Annotated in this window: 20 protein-coding genes and 2 pseudogenes; 18 read left to right on the forward strand and 4 right to left on the reverse strand. The window is 41.6% G+C overall.

Annotated features, from left to right (window positions below; translation table 11 throughout):
- Window positions 1–250: 250 nt before the first annotated feature.
- The 3 genes from H9Q77_RS16640 to H9Q77_RS07675 all read left to right on the forward strand — a co-directional run bounded on the left by H9Q77_RS16640 (window position 251) and on the right by H9Q77_RS07675 (window position 1,643).
- Entirely contained in the window at window positions 251–376 is a 126-nt protein-coding gene (locus H9Q77_RS16640) for a hypothetical protein (RefSeq protein ID WP_283244812.1), read from the forward strand.
- A 7-nt stretch (window positions 377–383) separates the two neighbouring features.
- Complete coding sequence (locus tag H9Q77_RS07670) at window positions 384–779, forward strand: hypothetical protein (protein ID WP_117467583.1); 396 nt, start codon at window positions 384–386, stop codon at window positions 777–779.
- A gap of 219 nt (window positions 780–998) precedes the next feature.
- Entirely contained in the window at window positions 999–1,643 is a 645-nt protein-coding gene (locus H9Q77_RS07675) for a hypothetical protein (protein ID WP_249327060.1), read from the forward strand.
- Between the two features lie 74 nt (window positions 1,644–1,717).
- On the opposite strand, the gene H9Q77_RS07680 is transcribed toward H9Q77_RS07675, so the two are convergent.
- Window positions 1,718–2,989: an IS110 family RNA-guided transposase gene (locus H9Q77_RS07680; RefSeq protein WP_022204360.1), complete on the reverse strand. Its 1,272-nt coding sequence runs from the start codon at window positions 2,987–2,989 to the stop codon at window positions 1,718–1,720.
- A gap of 259 nt (window positions 2,990–3,248) precedes the next feature.
- Between H9Q77_RS07680 and H9Q77_RS07685 the strand changes: the two genes are divergently transcribed.
- From H9Q77_RS07685 to H9Q77_RS07720, 8 genes and pseudogenes are all read left to right on the forward strand, one after another.
- On the forward strand, window positions 3,249–4,436 hold the full coding sequence (locus tag H9Q77_RS07685; protein ID WP_249327061.1) for an RHS repeat-associated core domain-containing protein: 1,188 nt from the start codon (window positions 3,249–3,251) through the stop codon (window positions 4,434–4,436).
- Window positions 4,437–4,505: 69 nt separating this feature from the next.
- On the forward strand, window positions 4,506–5,279 hold the full coding sequence (locus H9Q77_RS07690) for a hypothetical protein (RefSeq protein ID WP_249327062.1): 774 nt from the start codon (window positions 4,506–4,508) through the stop codon (window positions 5,277–5,279).
- A gap of 431 nt (window positions 5,280–5,710) precedes the next feature.
- Window positions 5,711–7,015 (forward strand): DUF6273 domain-containing protein, encoded by a 1,305-nt coding sequence (locus tag H9Q77_RS07695; protein ID WP_147365401.1) that lies wholly within the window; start codon window positions 5,711–5,713, stop codon window positions 7,013–7,015.
- Between the two features lie 133 nt (window positions 7,016–7,148).
- Window positions 7,149–7,310, forward strand: a pseudogene (locus H9Q77_RS16950) (hypothetical protein); the annotation flags it as partial.
- Between the two features lie 24 nt (window positions 7,311–7,334).
- The gene (locus tag H9Q77_RS07705; protein WP_249327063.1) at window positions 7,335–8,318 is read left to right on the forward strand and encodes a hypothetical protein; all 984 of its coding nucleotides are present in this window, start codon (window positions 7,335–7,337) and stop codon (window positions 8,316–8,318) included.
- Window positions 8,278–9,180, forward strand: a complete 903-nt coding sequence (locus tag H9Q77_RS07710) for a hypothetical protein (protein ID WP_147365469.1) — start codon at window positions 8,278–8,280, stop codon at window positions 9,178–9,180. The genes H9Q77_RS07705 and H9Q77_RS07710 overlap by 41 nt, the downstream gene beginning before the upstream one ends.
- A 289-nt stretch (window positions 9,181–9,469) precedes the next feature.
- A pseudogene (locus H9Q77_RS16840) lies at window positions 9,470–9,631 on the forward strand (hypothetical protein); the annotation flags it as partial.
- 87 nt (window positions 9,632–9,718) lie between these two features.
- The gene (locus H9Q77_RS07720; RefSeq protein WP_249327064.1) at window positions 9,719–10,240 is read left to right on the forward strand and encodes a hypothetical protein; all 522 of its coding nucleotides are present in this window, start codon (window positions 9,719–9,721) and stop codon (window positions 10,238–10,240) included.
- Window positions 10,241–10,262: 22 nt separating this feature from the next.
- Here the strand turns inward: H9Q77_RS07720 and H9Q77_RS07725 are convergent, their stop codons facing one another.
- Together H9Q77_RS07725 and H9Q77_RS07730 are read right to left on the reverse strand one after the other, a co-directional pair.
- Window positions 10,263–10,934 (reverse strand): IS630 family transposase, encoded by a 672-nt coding sequence (locus tag H9Q77_RS07725; RefSeq protein WP_134523031.1) that lies wholly within the window; start codon window positions 10,932–10,934, stop codon window positions 10,263–10,265.
- On the reverse strand, window positions 10,904–11,413 hold the full coding sequence (locus H9Q77_RS07730; RefSeq protein WP_006855777.1) for a helix-turn-helix domain-containing protein: 510 nt from the start codon (window positions 11,411–11,413) through the stop codon (window positions 10,904–10,906). Before H9Q77_RS07730 ends, H9Q77_RS07725 begins: the two co-directional genes overlap by 31 nt.
- Window positions 11,414–11,528: 115 nt before the next feature.
- Between H9Q77_RS07730 and H9Q77_RS07735 the strand changes: the two genes are divergently transcribed.
- The 4 genes from H9Q77_RS07735 to H9Q77_RS07750 all read left to right on the forward strand — a co-directional run bounded on the left by H9Q77_RS07735 (window position 11,529) and on the right by H9Q77_RS07750 (window position 15,551).
- The gene (locus H9Q77_RS07735) at window positions 11,529–11,987 is read left to right on the forward strand and encodes a hypothetical protein (protein ID WP_249327065.1); all 459 of its coding nucleotides are present in this window, start codon (window positions 11,529–11,531) and stop codon (window positions 11,985–11,987) included.
- 669 nt (window positions 11,988–12,656) lie between these two features.
- A complete protein-coding gene (locus H9Q77_RS07740) occupies window positions 12,657–13,625 on the forward strand; it encodes a hypothetical protein (protein WP_147366161.1) in 969 nt (322 codons plus the stop codon).
- Window positions 13,626–13,642: 17 nt separating this feature from the next.
- Window positions 13,643–13,870 carry a hypothetical protein gene (locus tag H9Q77_RS07745; RefSeq protein ID WP_249327066.1) on the forward strand — a complete coding sequence of 76 codons (228 nt, stop codon included), beginning with the start codon at window positions 13,643–13,645 and terminating at the stop codon, window positions 13,868–13,870.
- Window positions 13,830–15,551 (forward strand): hypothetical protein, encoded by a 1,722-nt coding sequence (locus H9Q77_RS07750; RefSeq protein WP_249327067.1) that lies wholly within the window; start codon window positions 13,830–13,832, stop codon window positions 15,549–15,551. Before H9Q77_RS07745 ends, H9Q77_RS07750 begins: the two co-directional genes overlap by 41 nt.
- A gap of 767 nt (window positions 15,552–16,318) precedes the next feature.
- Here H9Q77_RS07750 and H9Q77_RS07755 read toward each other — a convergent pair.
- Complete coding sequence (locus tag H9Q77_RS07755; protein WP_249327068.1) at window positions 16,319–18,250, reverse strand: ABC-F family ATP-binding cassette domain-containing protein; 1,932 nt, start codon at window positions 18,248–18,250, stop codon at window positions 16,319–16,321.
- 148 nt (window positions 18,251–18,398) lie between these two features.
- On the opposite strand from H9Q77_RS07755, the gene H9Q77_RS07760 reads away from it, so the two are divergent.
- From H9Q77_RS07760 to H9Q77_RS07770, 3 genes are all read left to right on the forward strand, one after another.
- A complete protein-coding gene (locus tag H9Q77_RS07760) occupies window positions 18,399–19,040 on the forward strand; it encodes a redox-sensing transcriptional repressor Rex (RefSeq protein ID WP_148446867.1) in 642 nt (213 codons plus the stop codon).
- Between the two features lie 101 nt (window positions 19,041–19,141).
- A complete protein-coding gene (locus tag H9Q77_RS07765; protein WP_118692973.1) occupies window positions 19,142–19,780 on the forward strand; it encodes a hypothetical protein in 639 nt (212 codons plus the stop codon).
- A gap of 1 nt (window position 19,781) precedes the next feature.
- Complete coding sequence (locus tag H9Q77_RS07770) at window positions 19,782–21,284, forward strand: NAD(P)H-hydrate dehydratase (protein ID WP_249327069.1); 1,503 nt, start codon at window positions 19,782–19,784, stop codon at window positions 21,282–21,284.
- Window positions 21,285–21,286: the final 2 nt, after the last annotated feature.

Below are 21,286 nucleotides of genomic sequence, written 5' to 3' on the forward strand. Positions count from 1 at the left end.
TGGGAAGTGTACGCATTTTCCGGAAGAGTGGCATCGGCTTGGATTATTATAAGGGTAAAGAGTTTATGTCAAGAATGGTAGAAATACTAGTGCAGGAGAATATGCGGCACCAAGTGGAGGTGGCGGAATAACTTCAACAATTAAAGAAAATGGCAAAACTGTAAACTTTGGGCATGGAGGTAGACATCTAGAAGAAACTGATCTAAATGTTGATGCAGTAAATCAAGCATTGGCAACAGAAGTTTCTACATTGAATTTGAGAACAGGGCAGTTTCATAAGGGGCGAATTATCGTAGACGGGATTACCATAGAGTATACTTCTTATGGTGTTGCTGAGGGAATTATTAACGTAGGAACTTATTATCCGTTGCAGTAATATAATAATGAAAATGGGAGGGATTGAAATCTATCGAAATATATATATAAAAGAGCAACAATGGATTAATAGATTAATGGATGTTGAATTTCGCGGCAGAGATATTTTGCTTAAACAGTTCTCAAAAGCAAAAATTATTTATAAGCAAGAGTACGCCTTTATTTCTTTAAAATTTAAAATTGAAGGAGAAATTGAACCGTATCCATATCGTGTTAGAGTTCCTGTAGAGATGAGAGCGTTTCAAACTTCAACAGCACCAATTGTATTTTTGTTACATGTTGTTAATGGAGTTATAGATGAATTAGAGATTATTACAGCAGATTTAACGCAGATAGATGCAGATAGCATTAAATTGGAAAAAGTTGAGTATGAAGTAAATCAAGAAGTTGTTGTTAAAAAGTGAATTATCATGTTCTCAAAGTCCTAATAACTTAATATTTGTCTGTTAATTAACCATCATGGTTGTTGCAAAGCAATTAAGAATCCATGCTGTTAATTAATAGACACTTGACAAAATATTATACTGATGTAACGCACTCTTAGTAACAGAATGTTGCGAAAGGGTGCGTTTTTTTGAGGACAATTACAGCACCTACGTGTCTATACGTTCGAGTATGACCTTATGGGTAACCGTACCTATATGGAGAAAACCCTGAACGAAACGGTTGTGGAGTGGCACAGATATGAGTATAATGAGAGTAACCAGCTGATCTCTGAAAAGCTCTACAATGGCAAGAAGACCACCAGCCTTGCCTACACCTATGATGCAGATGGCAACCGGATCAGTGAGACCGGGCGGATCGGCACGGACAAGGTGAACAGGACTTATGAATACTCCGTAGAGAATCGTCTGGCGGCTGTGCATGACGGGGATGAACTGCTCCTTGCTGCGGCTTATGACGGTGACGGCAACCGGGTATTCTTATTGAACTATAATCTCCATACCGATGATGACTGGAAGGGTAATTCCGGCAACGGCAACGGGAACAACAAGGACAACTCCGGCAGTGGAAATAAGGGAAACGGAAATTCCGGCAATAACGGCAATGGAAACGGCAACGGTAAGGGGAAGGGCAACAATAAGAAGAACAGCAAGTCCGGGGGCACGGATGACGCCGGCTATGGCAATGCAACCAATGCGGAGGAGAACAACAGCCAGAACCAGTGCGGCATCCTCTTCCCGGTACAGGAGGAAGTCAGCGCTACAGAGGCAGATCTGATCGCCCGGATCAAGACCACCGGTAAGGAAAAGAAGAGTGAAAAATAAAGTAGATTTTAGGGCGCACTTGTATAAGGGTTCATAAAACCCCGTTTTTACAAGTATAGAAAGCAGAAAAAATGTTAGTTATCGTTGCGTTTCACTAACTTAGAGCTGTCGTAACCAAGGCTTTCAAGGTAAGCAAACACATTGTTCTCATTCAAGACGACACTCTCTACATGATTCTGAGGGTCCATCAATTCCTCATAGTCAGTAGGGGTAAAGGGCTTCTTTTCTGAAACCATGTGGTAAATACAGACCATCATCATTCTTGCAATGGCAATGATTGCCTTTTTGTGTCCACGTCGCTTTTTGATTCGACCATATTTGATTGCAAAATAAGGCTGCTTTTTGCTCTTAATTGCAGCAAGGGCACATTGAACCATCATTGGTTTCAGGTAATCGCCTGCTTTGGCAATGCGGACAGACTTTTTCTTACCAGCGGATTCATTGTTGGCAGGAGAAAGTCCGCACCAGGAACACAGATGTTTTGCATCATCAAAAATATCCATATCAACGCCTGTTTCTGCAAGAACAATCGTGGAACTTAACTCTGTCATGCCGGGCATGGTACTGACAAACTCCACGAACTCGTAATAAGGCTTGATGCGGACATAGAGTTCCACTTCGGTCTGGGTAATCATATCATCGAGATATTCCAGATGCCCCCGGGCAAGCTCTAGTTTTTTAGCCTGATCTGTTTCAATAGTGTAGCCTTTGATGGCTTCGATGATTTCATCAGACTTGGATTTAGCCCCTTTCTTTATGAGTTTGCGGACAGCTTTTTCATCCATGGAATCGGCAGTATGCTCCAATAGATAAGAGATGATTTCAGTTGCTGTCTTGCCAAAAGGATCAGAAAGAACACTGGCAATGCCGACATTGGAAATGGTCATACAGTTCTGGATGCGATTCTTCTCGGAAGACTTCATGCAGACCAGCTTGAAACGGTATCTGGAAAGTTCCCTAAGCTGACGAAAATCTTTTGGAGGAATAAAGGAACATCTGACAAGATCAAATTTGTAGAGGTCGGCAATCCATTTAGAATCCTTTTTGTCCGTTTTCTTGCCTTTAATGGCTTTGACATACTTCGGATGTGTAAGGCAGACATCAATGTCATTTTCGAGATAATTAAAAATAGGAATCCAATACTTTCCGGTGGATTCCATACAAACATGATAGCAATTATTCTCGATAAGCCAGTTGTGAAACCTTTGAATATCTGAGTTGATGGTTGAAAAAGATTTTTGCAGATATTCGGATATGCCGTCCTTATTGGTAGTTACGATGGTTGCAACGATAACATTTTTGTGGACATCAAGTCCACAGCAGATGGAGTATTTTAACTTCATCATTAAGTATCACCACCTTAATAAAAAGGGAATAGCAACATTGACTGTCATCCTGCGACTGAATAAACATGGTTTATTACCAATGATAAGAGTCCGGGCTCAATGTCCCACTTGTTTGTGCTTGTAAGGATGACGGCACATATAACTATACGGGGTCGAAATAAATTCGCCACTTCTCCTTCCGTGCTCTGTAGTGTATTGCTATTCCTTGAAAGAATTATAAATCAAAGAGTGGAGGGGCACAACATTTTTCATAACTTGTTTGTGCCTTGAGCGAAGCGAAAGGAATGATAAAAACTATGAGCTGATCGAGTACTTAAACGACGTCAACCGTGAGCATGCCGAGGTACTGGTCGAGCAGAACATCAGTGGTAAGACGGATACCTCTTATATCTATGGGGCGGAGATAAACGGCGGATTCGACCGGATCTCCCTTGACCGGTTCGATGGCAGCACCGGATATTATCTCTATGATTCCAGGGGAAGCGTCTCTGGCATCACCAATGAAGAGGGACAGGTCTACCAGTCCTACCGTTACAGCGTCACCGGAGAGATCACCTTCGGTGCTCCGCAGTATGAGAACGAATACACCTACAACGGAGAATCCTACAATCCGAATATCGAGAGCCAGTATCTGAGGGCAAGGTACTACTGCGTGGTAACGGCGACCTTCCTCACCGAAGACAGCTACCTCGGCAGCCAGACAGAACCGCTGACACTTAACAGGTATAATTACTGCGTGAGCAGCTATCTGAATTATACGGATCCCAGCGGAAATGATCACTATACTACTTGGCAAGGAATTATTGCACATAAAGTATTACAAGAATATTTTAAGTCCGAGTATGACTACCAGATTGGATATCATCCATATACAGAATATAGGGTGACTGGTTATGCAAATAGTAAAACGGGAATAGGGTATGCAGATATTGTATTAAGAAGGCCAGATGGTGTATACGAAGTATATGAGATAAAACCCTATTCAGAGAAAAAGTTGGGAGGTGGAATTGAACAGAGGCAGGGATATATTAAAGCAATGAAGGATGCTTATTTACCTGTAGATGATCAAGGACATACATTTAATCCGAATAAAATAGTATTGCCAATAGTAGATACGCAATATAACTATGCAACCTATTATACAGATCCAAGTATGCCAGGAATGATATACTATAGCCTGAGTCAGACGAAAAGGCCTAAATATGTAACGGCTGTAATTAAGCAGGCAGATGAAAAGAAAGAAGTGTGGTGGTGCGAGCCAGGAGATACATTAACCAAGGTGCTAAATGTACTTACAGATGCGATGATGTTAGAATGGGTTGGAGAAACGCTCATTGATAGAGTTACGCAAAGTGTACTTCCATTTTGGGTGATGCCAGAGGATATATTAGATAATATGCTTGTATATCCAAAGGGCTATGAGGGCATTCCAAATTCCATAGTATAGGGCATATATCATTAAAGACTGAAAAAATTTTAGAAACTATTATGGAGAGGATATAGGGGATATAATGCAATGAATAAAAGGAAAATAGTAAAAGAGATTATAAATCCATATATGGACAAAAATGGTTTCACATTAGAAAAGTATGAGCGGGGAGATTGGTCTTATCGAAAGAAAATCGATGAGGCTTTATTGGAGATAAATATTGCTGATGCAAATGGAAGACTTCATATGCACATAGGAGTCTATGGGCGTGCATACGATGTACAGGCAGAGCAGTTTATTGATACACTGCCATCTGCGAGGACAAGCATGATGGACTGGGATTATAGCTGGATAGGAAAAACGGAAGAAGAAAAAGAGAAACTGTTTCGGGACATACTGTATGATTATAGAGATATTTTAGAATTGAACGGAGACAGGATCTTTGAAAAAATAGTGACGGATTATAAGAACAGGCTTCCGAACAGAAAACATTATTTGCTAATGTTGGAGCATTACGATGAACTGGAGCAAAAATACAGAAAAGAATTATGCCCGGAAGAATGTGATATTCTAGAGCTATGGGAAAAAGTTGCTGCATGGGTGGAGAATGTACGCAAGGATCCTTTAGAGGAAATAGAGGAGAGATTAGTAGGATATGTGACAGTGTTGGAAACGGAAATGATTAAAAGGTATGGTGGCAAAAGAGAAAATGATTCGGATCGGGAAGCTTGCGTTATCTATGCCGGGAAAAATCATCAATTATTCAATTTTTTATCTAACTTTTTCTGGTTGTGGCAACATGAAGATATGAACAATAGGGAAAAGAGAGAGATGGAAAACTGGTACAATGAACAGAAATAGATAAAAATTATACTAATTGCTTAAAAATTAGATATCAAGAGAATATTATTTCGGTGTTCCGAATGCTGCATTACCAGAGGTGTCCTTTGGCAGTGACAAAGCAGAGAAAAGCTGCTATCAAAGAAAGAATTGTAGAGCAAAATATAGAAAGAATCGGCGGACAATAAAATGTCAGCTGATTCTTTTTATTCGGAAAATGATGCAACTATGATGTAATATTGTGTTATTTTGATAATGAAACTCAATACAATAACCGAAAATATATACGTGGGATAAGGTAGGAAAAAATTCCTCAGGCAATAAAAATGGTGAATACACAATAGTTGGAGTAGTGAAATGAAATATTGAGGGGAAAGCAGTATATGCGAAAACTATTATTAATCATTCAAGAATTAATTATTGTGAATTGCATATTGGGAATGATTGCTTTTTTGAGTATTACTGTACAGGCAAAAGGGCGTGTGTTGGACGAACCTATGGCGAAGGAAATCACAGGGATAGGAAATTATGGAATTGAAAATCCATCAAAACCTATAATCGATGAAGCATGGCAGGGGAATTATGTGTATTTTGGGGAGTACGATATGGACAATGACGGGAAGAAAGAGCCTGTGAAATATCGTGTGCTCTCCAAATGCACTACAGATTTTAGCGGGAATGACAGTACGGTAAAGACAATGCTGTTAGACTGTGATAACGTCTTTCTGCCAGACGGTGACAAGGGAATGATATTCCATGAATTGAATTATGCCGTGGATGACAGCAAATGGAACAATAGTATTTTGCGGGAATATTTGAACAATGATTTTCTGACATCATCTTTTTCATTACAGGAGCAGGCTGCTATTGCAAACAGCGTAAAAGAAAATGTAGCAGAAAGTGATGGGGATGCCTGCGACTTTCAACCTCAGAGATGGACAGCACTTTCGGGAGATAAAATATTTTTGCTGGATGCAAGAGAAGTCCGAAACGAAAGTTATGGATATAGTAATGAGCAGTGGGGGGCAGACAACCGGGGAAAAATTTGCATACAAAAACCAACCATGTGGGAATGGTGGCTGCGTTCCGAAGAAGAATATCCTACGTTACCGGAAAATGAAGGTATGGGTGCAGGTGTTATAGCAAGTAAGGCAGTAGGTTGTCTCTTTGTTAATGAATACTGTGGAGTAAGTCCTGTACTAAATGTCAGACTGTCGGATATTCTTATGGTTTCTATTGTGGAAGGAACTGCCGGGCAGACAGGGGCTGCATATAAACTGACATTGATCGATCCGGCTATGAAAATCCGGCCAGAGCAAAGTACAAATGCACAGTCAGAAGAGCAGGTGACAGTACCCTATAGACTTACAGGGGCGGACATTGATAATGCAACATGGGTATCGGTTCTGTTCACAAAGAAAGACATCCTTACAGCGGACGGTTATTATGATGCCGGGGAAGCAATTTATATTCCGAATGTGGATCAGGACGGTAAAGCAGTATTTTCGATTCCAGAGGAATACAGGAATAAGGAATGCGGAACCGATTATCATGTTTATCTGATTGCAGAGAATGTGAACGGAGAGAAGGAAACAGACTATGCAAGCAAACCGGTGGAAATCGTGTACAGTAAGGATCACATGGTGACGGTACCACAGACAGGTGATGCTGGGGGATTACTGGAAAAAATGTATGCTGTATGCTTTATCCTTTTCTGCATTTGGATGAGGCGAGGTAAAATATCCCTGCATAGGTGATGAATGAAAGGAAAACTCGGGAAATAATGGCAGCACCGGCTACTACCTCTACGATGCCAGGGGAAGCGTCTCCGGCATCACCAATGAAGAGGGACAGGTCTACCAGTCCTACCGTTACAGCGTCACCGGAGAGATCACCTTCGGTGCTCCGCAGTATGAGAACGAATACACCTACAACGGAGAATCCTACAATCCGAATATCGAGAGCCAGTATCTGAGGGCAAGGTACTACTGCGTGGTAACGGCGACCTTCCTCACCGAAGACAGCTACCTCGGCAACCAGACAGAACCGCTGACACTTAACAGGTATAATTACTGCGTGAGCAGCTATCTGAATTATACGGATCCGAGCGGGAAATGGATATATGAAAAGGAACAGAATGAATTTGGGGTGAAATATATTCAGACACCCGCAAATGAAAAACAAAATAGGAAGATTGATTTTTATATTGCCAAAACATTTTTGAGTGCATTACATGAACTGAACTCTCCACAAGCATCTGTTGACTATGTATTATCGTTTGACTATAAGCATGATATGCCATATGCAAAAAGCATTATGTTAAAAGCATATAAACAAAATAGTAGTTATGCCTGTGAAATTTTTCATGTATCAATAGAACAACTTGAGGAGTTTGGATGGAAAGCTATAACAGGAGATAAACAAAATTATATCATAAAGTTCAACCGTACCTTGAATCAATATGGCATAACAAGCAAAGCAAGTATTACAATGCTTATGGCAACAATGGCGCATGAAAGCAATTTTGGACAAGACAATATTGAAGGAATGCAAAATGGAAAAGAATTGTTAACAAAAGATAATTGGAAAAGCTATATTAAAGATGTTGCAGGTAACTCAAACTTAGAATTTGATGACAGAGGTGTAGGATATATTCAATTAACTGGAAAACAAACGCAAGAAAATTTTTTAAAAGCCATTGGTAGAGATTGTGATATGGTGAACTTCGGAATGGACAAAGTTCATTATATTGCAAAATATTATAGCTTAGAGGCTGCTGCATGGTTTTGGGCAACTACGAATGTCGTAAAAACAGGCATGGGCAGTTTAAATGATTATGTTAATGTTAATGGAAATTCGGAGGCTATATTCCTCATTACACAGTATTATGTTAATGGATTTACTGCAACAGATAAAGATTTAGCAACAATAAGATTAGGAGGGGAGTATAAAATTAAAAATGATCAGCTGATAGTTGGAAACAACAGCAATCCATTACCAAAGAATTGGAGGGATCGAAGTGAAAAGTATGACAAAGCTTACGAGATATTTGGTAAATAAGTTTGTGGCTATACTTGTGTTGAGCTTATGTATTGCAGTATCGATAATAGGATGTTCATCGAACGAATCTGAAATTTATGAGGAAAGTCAGGAATCGGAAACCATTAATACATATGAAACTGAGGCGGAAGAAACAACAATAGAGGTTGACGATGCGCAAGAACCTCAGTTGTTGTCATGTTATGAATATGAGATTCAACAAAAGACATTTAATTTTTCGATAGATAACGGAGAGAGCTATCATATCCCATATGTCCAGATTCAAGGATGTCCGGATAAGAGGCTGCAGTGGAAAATTAATCACACCTTGTGGAAAGATGCCTGCTGGTTATTTGACTGCGCACAATTAGATATACATATATATGTCATTTGGGATGACGATGACCCTTATACGATTGCGGGAATATATCAGTATAAACAGTATCTTTCTGTTGTTTACGAAGGAACGGAGGATCGGCGTTTGCCTGGGAAGGTTATGTATGCTATTGTAGTGAATATGCTTACAGGGGAAAGAGTGCTCCTAAGCGATATGATAGGTAATACAGACAAATTTAAAAATATGTTGCTTCACTACTTTGATGGAGATGAGCGGGAACCCCGAATGTTTATATTAGAGGGAGATCCTGAGAGGATATTGCATTATGGATCAATGACGGAAGCGGAAATGATAGTTGACAGCAGAACCATGCAGGGAGAATATCCGGAGGATGATGACGGGCAGATAGATTCTGTGACATGGCTGTATGGAAATATATCTTTTTACATGTCGGATGATGGCTTTATTGTACTTCCTGAGGCAAAGTATTTTGAACCCTTAATATTTTCATGGGATGAAATGTCAGGAATTATAAATTGGAAATAATTGATACTGATGTAAAAAAGGCAAGGGAAAAAACTACGAACTGACTGAGTACTTAAACGATGTCAACCGTGAGCATGCCGAGGTACTGGTCGAGCAGAACATCAATGGCAGGACGGATACCTCTTATATCTACGGAGCGGAGATAAACGGCGGATTCGACCGGATCTCCCTTGACCGGTTCGATGGCAGCACCGGCTACTACCTCTACGATGCCAGAGGAAGCGTCTCCGGCATCACCAATGAAGAGGGACAGGTCTACCAGTCCTACCGTTACAGCGTCACCGGAGAGATCACCTTCGGGGCTCCGCAGTATGAGAACGAATATGCCTATAACGGAGAGTCCTACAATCCGAATATCCAGAGCCAGTACCTGAGGGCAAGGTACTACTGCGTGGTAACGGCGACCTTCCTCACCGAAGACAGCTACCTGGGCAGCCAGACAGAACCGCTGACGCTTAACCGGTATAATTACTGCGTGAGCAGCTATCTGAATTATACGGATCCGAGCGGAAACTGGCTCACTATTACAGAAGAAAAGATGTTAAGTGAAAAAATTCAAGCAATGAATTCTAAGGATATGAATGAAAGTATCAAATGGGAATTATTGCGTAGAACAACGGCTTTTTTGAGCGCACTACATGAATTGCAAAGTCCCTTAGCAAATGTTGACTATGCATTGGACAATACGCAAAGGAATCCATCATATTGCCAGAAAGTTATTAAGCAAGCAAGTATGCGGAGAGTGAATTCTACATGCACAGAGCAAGTGAAACAAAATGCGTTATATGTATTAGATGAGTACTTGAAAGGAAATATTAGTGAATCTTATGCAAAAATGTATATGATGGATTTAGTGAACGGAGAACATGCATTAGATGTATATATTCCAACATTATATCAGGAAAGAAATTATCAAAGATATGATTCTTGGATTATTGGCTGGAGTAAATACTATAATTTAAAGTATGGTACACAGATAAATCCCAATATTATTAAGGCAATGATGTATAAAGAATCGAAAATAGGATATGATAAATCAACTAGTGTATTGGCACATTGATTTTTAGCATTACAACAACTTCCTATTCGGAAGCTGTTGTAAACCTAGGATACAATGAACTCAACTTCACTCTTGCATCGGCAGTTCGGAACTGCCAATTAACTTTTGCTGCGACTGTATTACGCTCGACTTCCCACGCAGCTAGCTCTCCACGAAGTTTTGCAATGTTTTCAATCCTTCGTGACAAACACTGTCTGGTCATTACATTCAGTTCTATTTCTGCAATGTCAAGCCAGCTTCCATGTTTGGGTGTATAGTGAATTTCCAAACGCTTGATAATTCGTCTTGCCTCATCTGCTGGATACCTTTTATACAAGGACGCCGTTTTATGGGTGTTAAGGTTATCCATAACAAGAATTACTTTTTCTGCATCAGGATACATGACATCAACGAGATATTTTATCTCTTCTGCCCAGTCAAAGGCAGTACGTTGTTCTCGCACGCTGACATGATGAGTGCCTCCAAGCGGTTCGACAAAAGCAAATATGCTGCAGGTACCATTCCTGACATATTCCGAATCTGTTTTCTGATTGTCACCCGGACGCATGGGCAGTGGTTTCCTTGCATCGCCCAGTAACTGGTAAGGCTTTTCGTCCATGCATACAACTGGTCTTTCAGGATTGTATGGGAGTTCATATACATCAAGGACATCTTCCATACATGCTATAAATTCGGCATCATCTTTTTTGGGGATGCACCAGTAGTCGTTTTTGTGAGGTCGAAGTTTGTTTTTTTTAAGGCTCTTCGGATTGCCTCACGGCTGACCGGAGTATCAAGAACAATTTTTGATTTCTCTTCCAGCAGCCGGATGGTCCACCTTGAATGTCCTTCCGGCACCGGACCACAGGCAAGTTCAATGATACGGGCTTCAGCACGTCCATCGAGCACACGCCTTGCATTATCAGAATTAACATTACGCTTAAACTCAGTTACTGCATCAATACCACCCTCAAAATATTTTTTCACAGTATTGGTTACTGTTGCCAGACATACACCATTTGATTTTGCAGACTGCTCATGAGTCAATACTTTTCCGTGGGACTCATCCAGGTCAATAATAATCTGGCATCTGCATCGGATTGTTTTGGATGTTTTATTTTTTCGGATGACAGATTTAAATTCTTTTAATTCATCATCCGTAAGTTTGATTTTGTACTTTTTTGGTCTTGCCATAGGATATCACCGCCGTTTCTTTTATTGTACCATAAAACGGCAATAACAGCCAGAAATATTTAACTAAATATCAATATGTCAGTACACTAGTCCTAATGCAAATATTTCAAGGGATGTGCTTCAAGCTTTAGATGTAAGAAATCCAAACATATATGAATATGTTAAAATTGATACTAGATATATTAAAATAGTAACAGATATAGATGAAAGCGGGGAGAAAACAACTTGGGGGGAGCGTAGAAAATTAAATCTTTCTGAAATTGATATAAATGCTATGAAAAATCGGGAAGAATATGCTATATTGAAATCGCTTTTCAATACACAAGAGGATGGTAATGGAAATAGTTATGATGGGGATTATACATCAAAAACTATTTATTATTATCAATATGAAAATGTGACTCCATTTTTAAGTATTGCGATAGGAGTAGATACACTAAGGCGCAAAATGAACAAAACAGACAGTTTGGAGGAGGCAATACGATTATATAATGTCGGAACTGAGGGATATGCTTCCGATGTTTTAAAAATTTGTGAAAAAAAATATAAAGATTTAGAAAAGGATATAAAATAGAAAAATGTTTGGATAATCATAACCGTTATCTACATATTTGAACTTATTGCTGGATGCTCTTGATAGAGCATCCAGTGGTAAAAATGGAAGAAGTATTTTGGGCAGAAAAAACATTAATTTAGCGATATGCCAGTCGTCATTTATGCAATCCATTGTAGAAAACATAGTAGAAAACATAGTAGAGAGAACATTTGGCGATTTATGCATAAAGGAGAAATGTAAGTGAAAAAAGTATGCATAACAATAATTCTTATAGTAATTATGTTGACAGCTTGTGAGAATACCTATAAAACAAATGAAAATTTGGCACTTTCCAAAGTGAATCAAGAAGCTGCTGAAAAGTTTGTTATGGATTCCATTCCGGAAATAGAAAAATATAGTGCATTCATTGAACAGAAAAGTGGAGGAAATGCTAATCTTACAATAGATATTAATTTTGTAAAAACAGAAAAAGATAATACAAATTATTATGTAATATATGTGGGAGTGCAACGGGAAGATTATAGGGTTAATTGGGATTACTTTTATGTTGATGAAAATTTGCAAGAAGTCATGTGGTATGACATTGTAGATGCAAAATTATATTCATTGGATGAATGGAGAAATTCGCAGGAATATAAGCAAAGAATCGCATATATTGAAGAATATAGTTTAAAATCAGAGAAAATTATGGCACAGACAAATTATATGAATAGAAGAGACTGTAATCTGCTTATTTTTGATGATGTGATTTTTTTAAGAAATACAGAGTATCGATATAAAGACGGGGAATATAAATTGACAGGAAAGAAACTGACGGACTATATACCCGTGGAAGACAGAGAAAGTATGAATGATCTTTTCAGAGACCATAGTGCACATGTATTACAGAATAAGAATTGTATAATATATTCACTTTATGATAAGGAAGTGGATGAATATAGAACGGTAGTAATTGATTTCCCTACAGGAAAAGTAAGGGGCAGCTGTATTTTGCAGGAGGAAATATGTGCTGTCTATGATAATAGAGCATATTACAAGGCGATGGATGAAGAAACGGGCTACTATTCACTGGAATATCTGGATTGTAACGATTTTACTTCACATACGCTGTATTCCACAGAAAACTATTTGAACTCTATGATGGTAAGGGCGGATGGAATGATTATATTTGGCGAGGAAGGAAGCGGTTTCTTTATAATAGATACCGAAGGAAATGTGAAAAAAATTCATGATGCCATTCCAAACAGAAAGCTGTATGCCAAAGAAATGTTTAACAGATTTGATGACAGTGGGTTGTATCTTTTTATAGAGTACTACACAGGAGAAGAAAATGCCCGCCTGACAGAGAACGGGGAACTATTTCGGATCAGAGACAATTGTACGCAGAATAATTTGGAACTTCCGCAAGGAATACTGGTACGGGAAGGGAACAGAGCGGCTTTGTATGAATGCCAGAAAGAGACATGCCCTGTGAAGGACTTACGGATTCGGGGAGAAGTAGTGTGGACCTCTCCCTTACAGGAGTATGAAATTATAGAACAAAAATATTTGGACGCCGGTTATGAAATGGTATTTGATTATTATCAGAATGATACCGTATGGTGGCTGTGGAGGGATGCTAAGGAACAGCTTATTGTCACGAAGACGGAAATATAATAAAGATTTCCAATAATATGGAATATGTAATAAGTAAATTGGATATGAATGATATGATGAGTGCAATACTAAAGAATCAGAAAGAAAAAGAAATTTCATCACAATTAGATACAATTTTGGAGAGTATTGTTAATAGGACTACAAAAATTAGAGATTGCATTCTTTATGATGGAGATGGGCCTCTGGAAGAAGAAAAAATAAACTTTGAAAGAATTGGATATAGAAAACACTGGATTTATTTATGAGCTAATTAATCCTTTTCAGATTACTAGGGGGATTAGTATGAGGAAAATAAGGCGTACATGGAAGGTGTATGCAATAATTATAATATTCTGTACAATTCTTATTTTACAAAAAAATAACTTAATTTATTACATTGCGAATATGCCGAAAGGATACGCGGATAACGTATGGGAAAGTAATTATACATATGAAGCGGCGCCCTATTTGGAAGATTTTTTTGGTAGTGAAATGACGGAATATCTAAGCAATTCGCTTTTGTCAAATGAAGTAGACGATCGACTACACGAAATAGCAGCAAACTATAGGAAATTGAACGTTATTGAAAAGATAAAAGTTATTATGAACAGCAAAGATAATATATTTTTGAAATATTATTGTGATGAAGGATCAATATGGGATACTTGGTATCAAATCAATTTGTATCCCGAAGTACATACTGCCTTGTCAGATACAGACATTGTAATAAGTCATGTAGATAAATCGGGCAGTCATACGGAAAAGGCAGAAAATGTAACAAATTTAGTCTTTTTTAATGAGGGATGGCAGTATTATGGTCTGGCAATACGACAAGGAGGGCAGACGGATACACAGCCATATTTTGTAAATTGGGAAAATGAAAATTACATGATAACATTAATAGAGAAAAATGAACAAGTGATAGGTATGACCGTCTACAAGTATTGCAATGTGATGACGTTAATAATGAATGACTCGGGAGGAATAGATAAGGAATATTGGGTGTGCAATGTCGGCTCGTACAGTGGTGAACTTTGGCCGGTTATAGAAAAAGTGTATGAAGGATATTGGGAGTTGCCATTTTCTGAAATGACCTACGCGCAGGAAGACACCGTAGAGATGTTGCAAAACGAGTATGGAGATATTTCGTTTGAATACCGCTTCCCGGCAGGGGAATGTAAGTACAAAAATTATTTTTTGGGACTTTTGAAAAACGATATTCATTTTGATGAGATTTTTGAAGGAAAAGAAATTACTATTGATGCAACAGGGCATTTCGTAACGAAATATTGCACCAAAGATATGAAGGAGCTATATTATTACTTATTCGATATGACGGGTGACGGAATTACGGACTTGTGTATTTCAGATGAGAGAGAATTTATCTATGTAATAAGTTATGATGAGGAAAAGAAACGACTGAATTTATGGAATGGCTTTGATTCCACATGGATGAAATTAAACGGTACATGCGCAGCCAGGTGGAACCGGGAGGGAATAAATCAGATTTATTATGAGTTTGAGCCGAACGGAGAATTATTCCGAATGACAGGATTTATGGAAAAAGAATTCCTTAATAAAGAAACGCAAACCGGGGAAACTGCATACGTCGTTTCGATGCCATACTATGAGGAAAATACAGATTCCGCAGAAAAACGGGAAATGATGCAAGACCAGGCATACTATGTAAAAGACACCGGACTTTATTATTTCCGGGTGACGAAAGAACAGTATGAGCAGTTGACGGAGGCTTATTTTCAAGCAGAAGCAGAGGCTGCTCAAAATATTAAAAAGGTAAGATACACTTATGATGAAGTGATTAGTGAACTGAGTAAATTGAAAGTTACGAGCCATGCAAAAATAGAACGGAATACCTCGGTGGGAGCTTGCTCACACAAGAGGTTGTTTCGTTCTATTTTTATACGGCGACAGCCGTCAATGAAATAAATGTGGAGCGTCCTTTGCGACACATTTATGAATTGAGTGCATGGCTCGTAACGTAGGGCTGCCGTAGACCCCACGAATGCTTGCCGCATGCATTCTGGAATATATAATTCCCTTGTTATACCTTCCAGTTTTCACAATTTGGGTATCAGCAACAAAACAAACTTCTGATACCCACAAACTTTCATAGTGTGGGTATCAGCAATAAAACAAGCTTCCCATACCCACACTATGAAAAGTTTGTGGGTATCGGCAACGAAACAAGCTTCCCATACCCATAAACTATTCACGCTGAGGCGGAAGAAGGGTACAGAGAAGCTTGCTCCTGTCTCCTGTGCCCACGCTGAGGCGGAAGAAGGGTACAGAGAAGCTTGCTCCTGTCTCCTGTGCCCACGTTGAGGTGGAAGAAGGGTACAGAGAAGCTTGCTCCTGTCTCCTGTGCCCACGTTGAGGCGGAAGAAGGGTACAGACTAGCTTGCTCCTGTCTCCTGTGCCCACGTTGAGGCGGAAGAAGGGTACAGACTAGCTTGTTTCTGTCTCCTGTGCCCACGCTGAGGCGAAAGAAGGGGCACAGGCGGAACTTGTCCGGTCTACGGCAGCCCTACGTTACGAGCCATGCACTCAATTCATAAATGTGTCGCAAAGGACGCTCCACATTTATTTCATTGACGGCTGTCGCCGTATAAAGTCAAAAACAAAAACAGCGTCTTGTGAGCAAGCTCCCAGATCGCTGTTTTCGTTTTGACTTTGCATGGCTCGTAACTTTCAATTTACTCTGCCAGTTCTTCCCACTGTTCATATAATTTTTCCAGCTGTTCCTGGCAGGCTGCCTGCTCTTTAGTCAGCTCCTGCAATTTCGCCACCTGGGTGCCAATGGCGGGATCGGACATTTCGGTGTCGATCTCGGAGATGCGCTCTTCCAGCTCGGCAATCTTTTCCTCGCATTTTTTCAGGTCGTTTTCTTTCTTGCGGAGTCTCGCCTGTTCTTCTTTCTGGGCTTTCCAGTCCAATTTGACTTCGGATTCTGCAGCCTTAGCAGCAACAGCACTATCTGCATCCGCATTCCGCGGTGCATTAGCCTCTATGGCAGCCATCACGGTGTCGTGTTTTTCCAGATAGTAGTCATAATTTCCAACATAACTTACGAATTGTCCCTCTGTCAGATCCAGGATCCTGTGGGCGGTACGGTTGATGAAGTAACGGTCGTGGGAGACATACAATATGGTCCCTTCGTAACCGTTCAGGGCGTCCTCCAGTATCTCCTTGGACATGATATCTAAGTGGTTCGTCGGCTCATCCAGGATGAGGAAGTTTGCGTTGGAGAGTACCAGCTTGGCAAGAGAGACACGTCCGCGCTCACCGCCACTCAGATCACTGATACGCTTGAACACATCCTCCCCGGTAAAGAGGAAAGCCGCCAGTACATTACGGATCTGGGTATTGTTCAGGTACGGATAATCGTCTGAGATCTCTTCGAACAATGTCTTCTCGCTGTGGAGCACATGATGTTCCTGATCGTAATAGCCAATCTCTACATTGGAACCTAAGCGGAAGGTGCCTTGATCGGCGGGAACGAGACCGTTTAAGATCTTAAGCAAAGTGGTCTTGCCGCTGCCGTTATCACCGATGATCGCCACGTGTTCGCCGCGCTTGATCTCGAAATTGACATCGGCAAAAAGCTTATGGGAGTCAAAGCTTTTGGACAGGTGCTCCACAGTCAGCACATCATTGCCGCTTAAGATCCGGGGCGTCAGAGTCAGCTTCATATCCGTGCGTACCTCGGAGGGCTTTTCGATGACCTCGATCCTATCCAGCATTTTCTCCCGGCTTTCCGCCCGCTTGATGGACTTTTCCCGGTTGAAGGACTTTAATTTTTCGATGACTTCTTCCTGATGCTTGATCTCGCGTTGCTGGTTCATATAGGCATTCCAGGCAGCGACGCGCAGCTGTTCCTTTTTTACGGCATAATCGGAATAATTGCCCATAAAGGTTGTAGCCTTGGACTGGTCGATCTCGATGACTTTTCCGGCGATCCGGTCCAGAAAATACCGGTCGTGGGAGACAATGAGAACGGCTCCCTTATAATTAAGCAAGTAGGTCTCCAGCCAGGCGATAGAGTTCATATCCAGATGGTTCGTCGGCTCGTCTAAGATAATGAGATCAGGATTCTGCAACAGAAGCCGTCCTAACGCCACACGGGTCTTTTGACCGCCGGAGAGTGTGGTAACCGGCTTGGAGAATTCATCTTCGGTAAAGCCAAGACCCTTTAACACTCCGACCAGCTCACTGCGGTAGAGATAGCCGCCGCCGGTCTCGAAAGCGTGGGTGAGAGAGGTGTACTGCTTCATCAGGTCTTCCAGAGCGTCCCCATCAGCATGCTTCATATTGTTTTCGCATTCTCGGATCTTTTCCTCCAGGCGTAACAGATCCGCCTTGACGGATAACAGCTCCTCGTAAATGGTATGAGAGGTATCCACGGTGCTGTTCTGGGCAAGATACCCAAGTGTCTTGTCCTTTGCCAGAACCACCTGTCCGTCGTCGGGAGTCATTTCTCCTACGATGATGCGGAGTAGCGTTGTTTTTCCGGCACCGTTGATGCCCACAATGGCAGCTTTTTCATGATCCTCTATATGAAAAGAGACATTTTTCAATACTTGATTTTCTACAAATGCTTTTGAAATATTCTGACAAGATAATATCATGGTAGTATGTATCCTTTATTTCCAGTATTTCCAGCTCACGGAGACCGGGCTTTTTAAATTTTATTGTAACGAAAAGAAGAAAACCTGTCAATTCATTGACAAGTTTTTAACATATGGTGTATACTTAAAAAAATCGGAGGTGAAAGTATTGGAAGCAAAAGAAATTTCACAGGCTGTGATTGGCAGACTGCCCAGATACTTTCGATATTTGGGGGAACTTAAGGATGAAGGTGTAGAACGTATCTCTTCGCAGGAGCTTTCCGGACTGATGAAAGTGACCGCATCCCAGATACGTCAGGATTTTAATAATTTCGGTGGTTTCGGTCAGCAGGGATATGGATATAATGTAGAATATCTGTACCGTGAGATCGGTAAGATATTAGGGCTGGATAAGCAGCATAATTTCGTTATTATCGGAGCCGGTAACCTGGGCAGAGCCCTGGGTAATTATTTGAACTTCGAGCGTCGTGGTTTTATTTTCAAGGGAATGTTCGATGCGAATCCGGAGCTTGTGGGGAAGGATGTCCGTGGTGTGAAGGTTATGCCCATGGAGCAGCTGGAATCTTTTATCCGGGAGAATGACATTGATATTGCAGTACTGACGATTCCCAAGACCAGCGCTGTAGAAGTGGCTGACAAGCTGGTGGCGAACGGGATCCGTGCCATCTGGAACTTTGCGCATGTGGATCTGAATGTTCCGGAGGGAATACAGGTAGAGAATGTACATCTGTCAGACAGTTTAATGAAACTTTCGTATAACATTAACCGTTACAGTTCAGATATAAAATAATGAGCCTCAGGGAAAAACAAGCGGCTGCGAAGCGGGATGAAGAGTGCGATAGCACGAATTCGTGAGCTTACGAGAGAGTAAGGCATAAAGGGAGTGATATTATGGGCAACGATAACGCAGGAGAAAATGCAAGGAACCGGCAGGAAGCCTTCAAAAGTGCACTTGCCGGAAAGCGTCTGCCCGTACTCACCCTGGATAATAAGTGGTACAAGCTGCTGAATAAGACCGGTTCTGTTCCGTTAAAAGAGACAGAGGATGCCTTGAACCAGCTGTTAAAAAGACAGGGAAAGCTTAATACGGAGTCGAAGGACATCCGTAATCTGAAAAAGAAGCTGATGAAAGAAATCGTGCCTATGGTGGATGAGGCGGAACAGCAGGGAGAGAACAGCAAGATAAACAAGAAGATTGAAGAGCATAAGCGCCTGATCGAGGAGTGCAACGAGAAGCTGGATGCTTATGAAGATGAGCTGAAAGATCTCCCCCGGGAGATCGAAAGATTAAATCTTCAGCTTATGATGTTTACTATGGAGTGCTGCTATGATATTATGAAGGATAATGACAAACAGATCAATGAGACTGCAGAGTGGGTGGGCGCGATCCGCATTGAACTGAAAAAACGTCTGATCGAGAAACAGCAGATGGAACAGCAGAATCAGGAGATCTATAACTACATGCATGACATCTTTGGTGCAGAGGTGGTCAATCTGTTTGACATGAAATATAATCCGGAGCAAAAATAGTATGAAATATCTGGTAACTGCACAGGAAATGAAGCAATACGATAAGAATACCATAGAGTACCTCGGCATACCGGGGCCGGTCCTGATGGAGAGAGCGGCTCTGGCAGCGGAGGATTTTCTAAAAGAGCGCTTTGATGCCGTGAAAGAACGGACGAAAGTGCTCATTTTTGCTGGTATGGGGAACAATGGCGGCGATGGCCTGGCGTTAGCAAGACTTCTTGCGGCGGACGGATACGCAGTCGCGGTAAAATGCGTGGGAGATATGCAGAGAGCTACCAAGCAGTGGAAATCGCAGTGGCAGACTTTGCAACATTTTCCGGTGAAGACAGACAGTAATATTGCGGTGGATGAATATAATGTAATTGTAGACGCCCTCTTCGGCGTGGGATTAAGCCGCCCTGTGGAGGGAAACTATGCGGATGCCGTAAAAGAGATGAACAAGGCAGAAGGATTTAAGCTGGCACTGGATGTGCCAAGCGGTATCTGCTCAGATACCGGCAGAGTGCTGGGTTGTGCATTTTTGGCGGATGTCACGGTTACCTTTGGTTTCTGTAAGAGAGGACTGGTACTGTATCCCGGTGCGGAATACGCCGGAGAAGTCCGGACTGCGAATGTGGGGATCGGACAGGAGAGCTTCTTAGGACAGGAACCAGAAATGTACACTTATGAGAAAGGCTCCGTACAGTTACTTAAGAGAAACGCTGCGGGGAACAAAGGAACCTTCGGCAAAGCACTGCTCGTTGCAGGAAGTAACGGCATGGCGGGTGCAGCCATTTTGGCGGCGAAAGCAGCCTATCGTACCGGAGCCGGCATGGTAAAGGTGATTACCGCGGAAGAGAACAGACAGATCATACAGCAGGGGATTCCGGAAGCGTTGTATGGCTCCTGCAGACAGCTGACAGAGAGCTTAGACTGGGCGGATGTCATCGCCATTGGTCCCGGCATCGGCAGAGAAGAACAGGCACTGCAATGTCTGAAGACCGTGGTGGAGAGAAGCAGGAAGCCGCTGGTGCTGGATGCAGATGCCCTAAACCTCCTGGCAGAGGAGAACGGCAGGATGCTGGCAGAAGAACTGCGCGCCCAGGGTGCGGAAGGCAGAGTGATCCTTCTGACACCTCACGTGGGGGAATTGTCAAGACTTCTAAAACGGACGACCTCAGAGTGCAAGGACGACCTCCCCGCATGTGCGAAAATACTGGCCAAACGATTTCATGCCGTAGCAGTTGCCAAGGATGCGAGGACTGTGGTATGTAAGGAACAGGGAGCCTGCTATCTGAATACCACGGGCAACAGCGGAATGGCTACGGCAGGCAGCGGAGATGTGCTGACCGGCGTGATCCTGGGATTGCTGGCGCAGGGAATGGATGCCCCGGAGGCTGCGACCTGTGGCGTATATCTGCACGGCATGGCAGGAGATCTGGCGGCCGGACTTCATACCGAATATGGTGTGATGGCGGGAGATATCGCCGAATGTCTGATAAAAAATCAAAATAAGAAAGCGTGAAA

Origin of the sequence: Simiaoa sunii (genome assembly GCF_014337175.1) — a bacterium.
GTDB classification, from domain to species: Bacteria; Bacillota; Clostridia; order Lachnospirales; family Lachnospiraceae; genus Acetatifactor; species Acetatifactor intestinalis.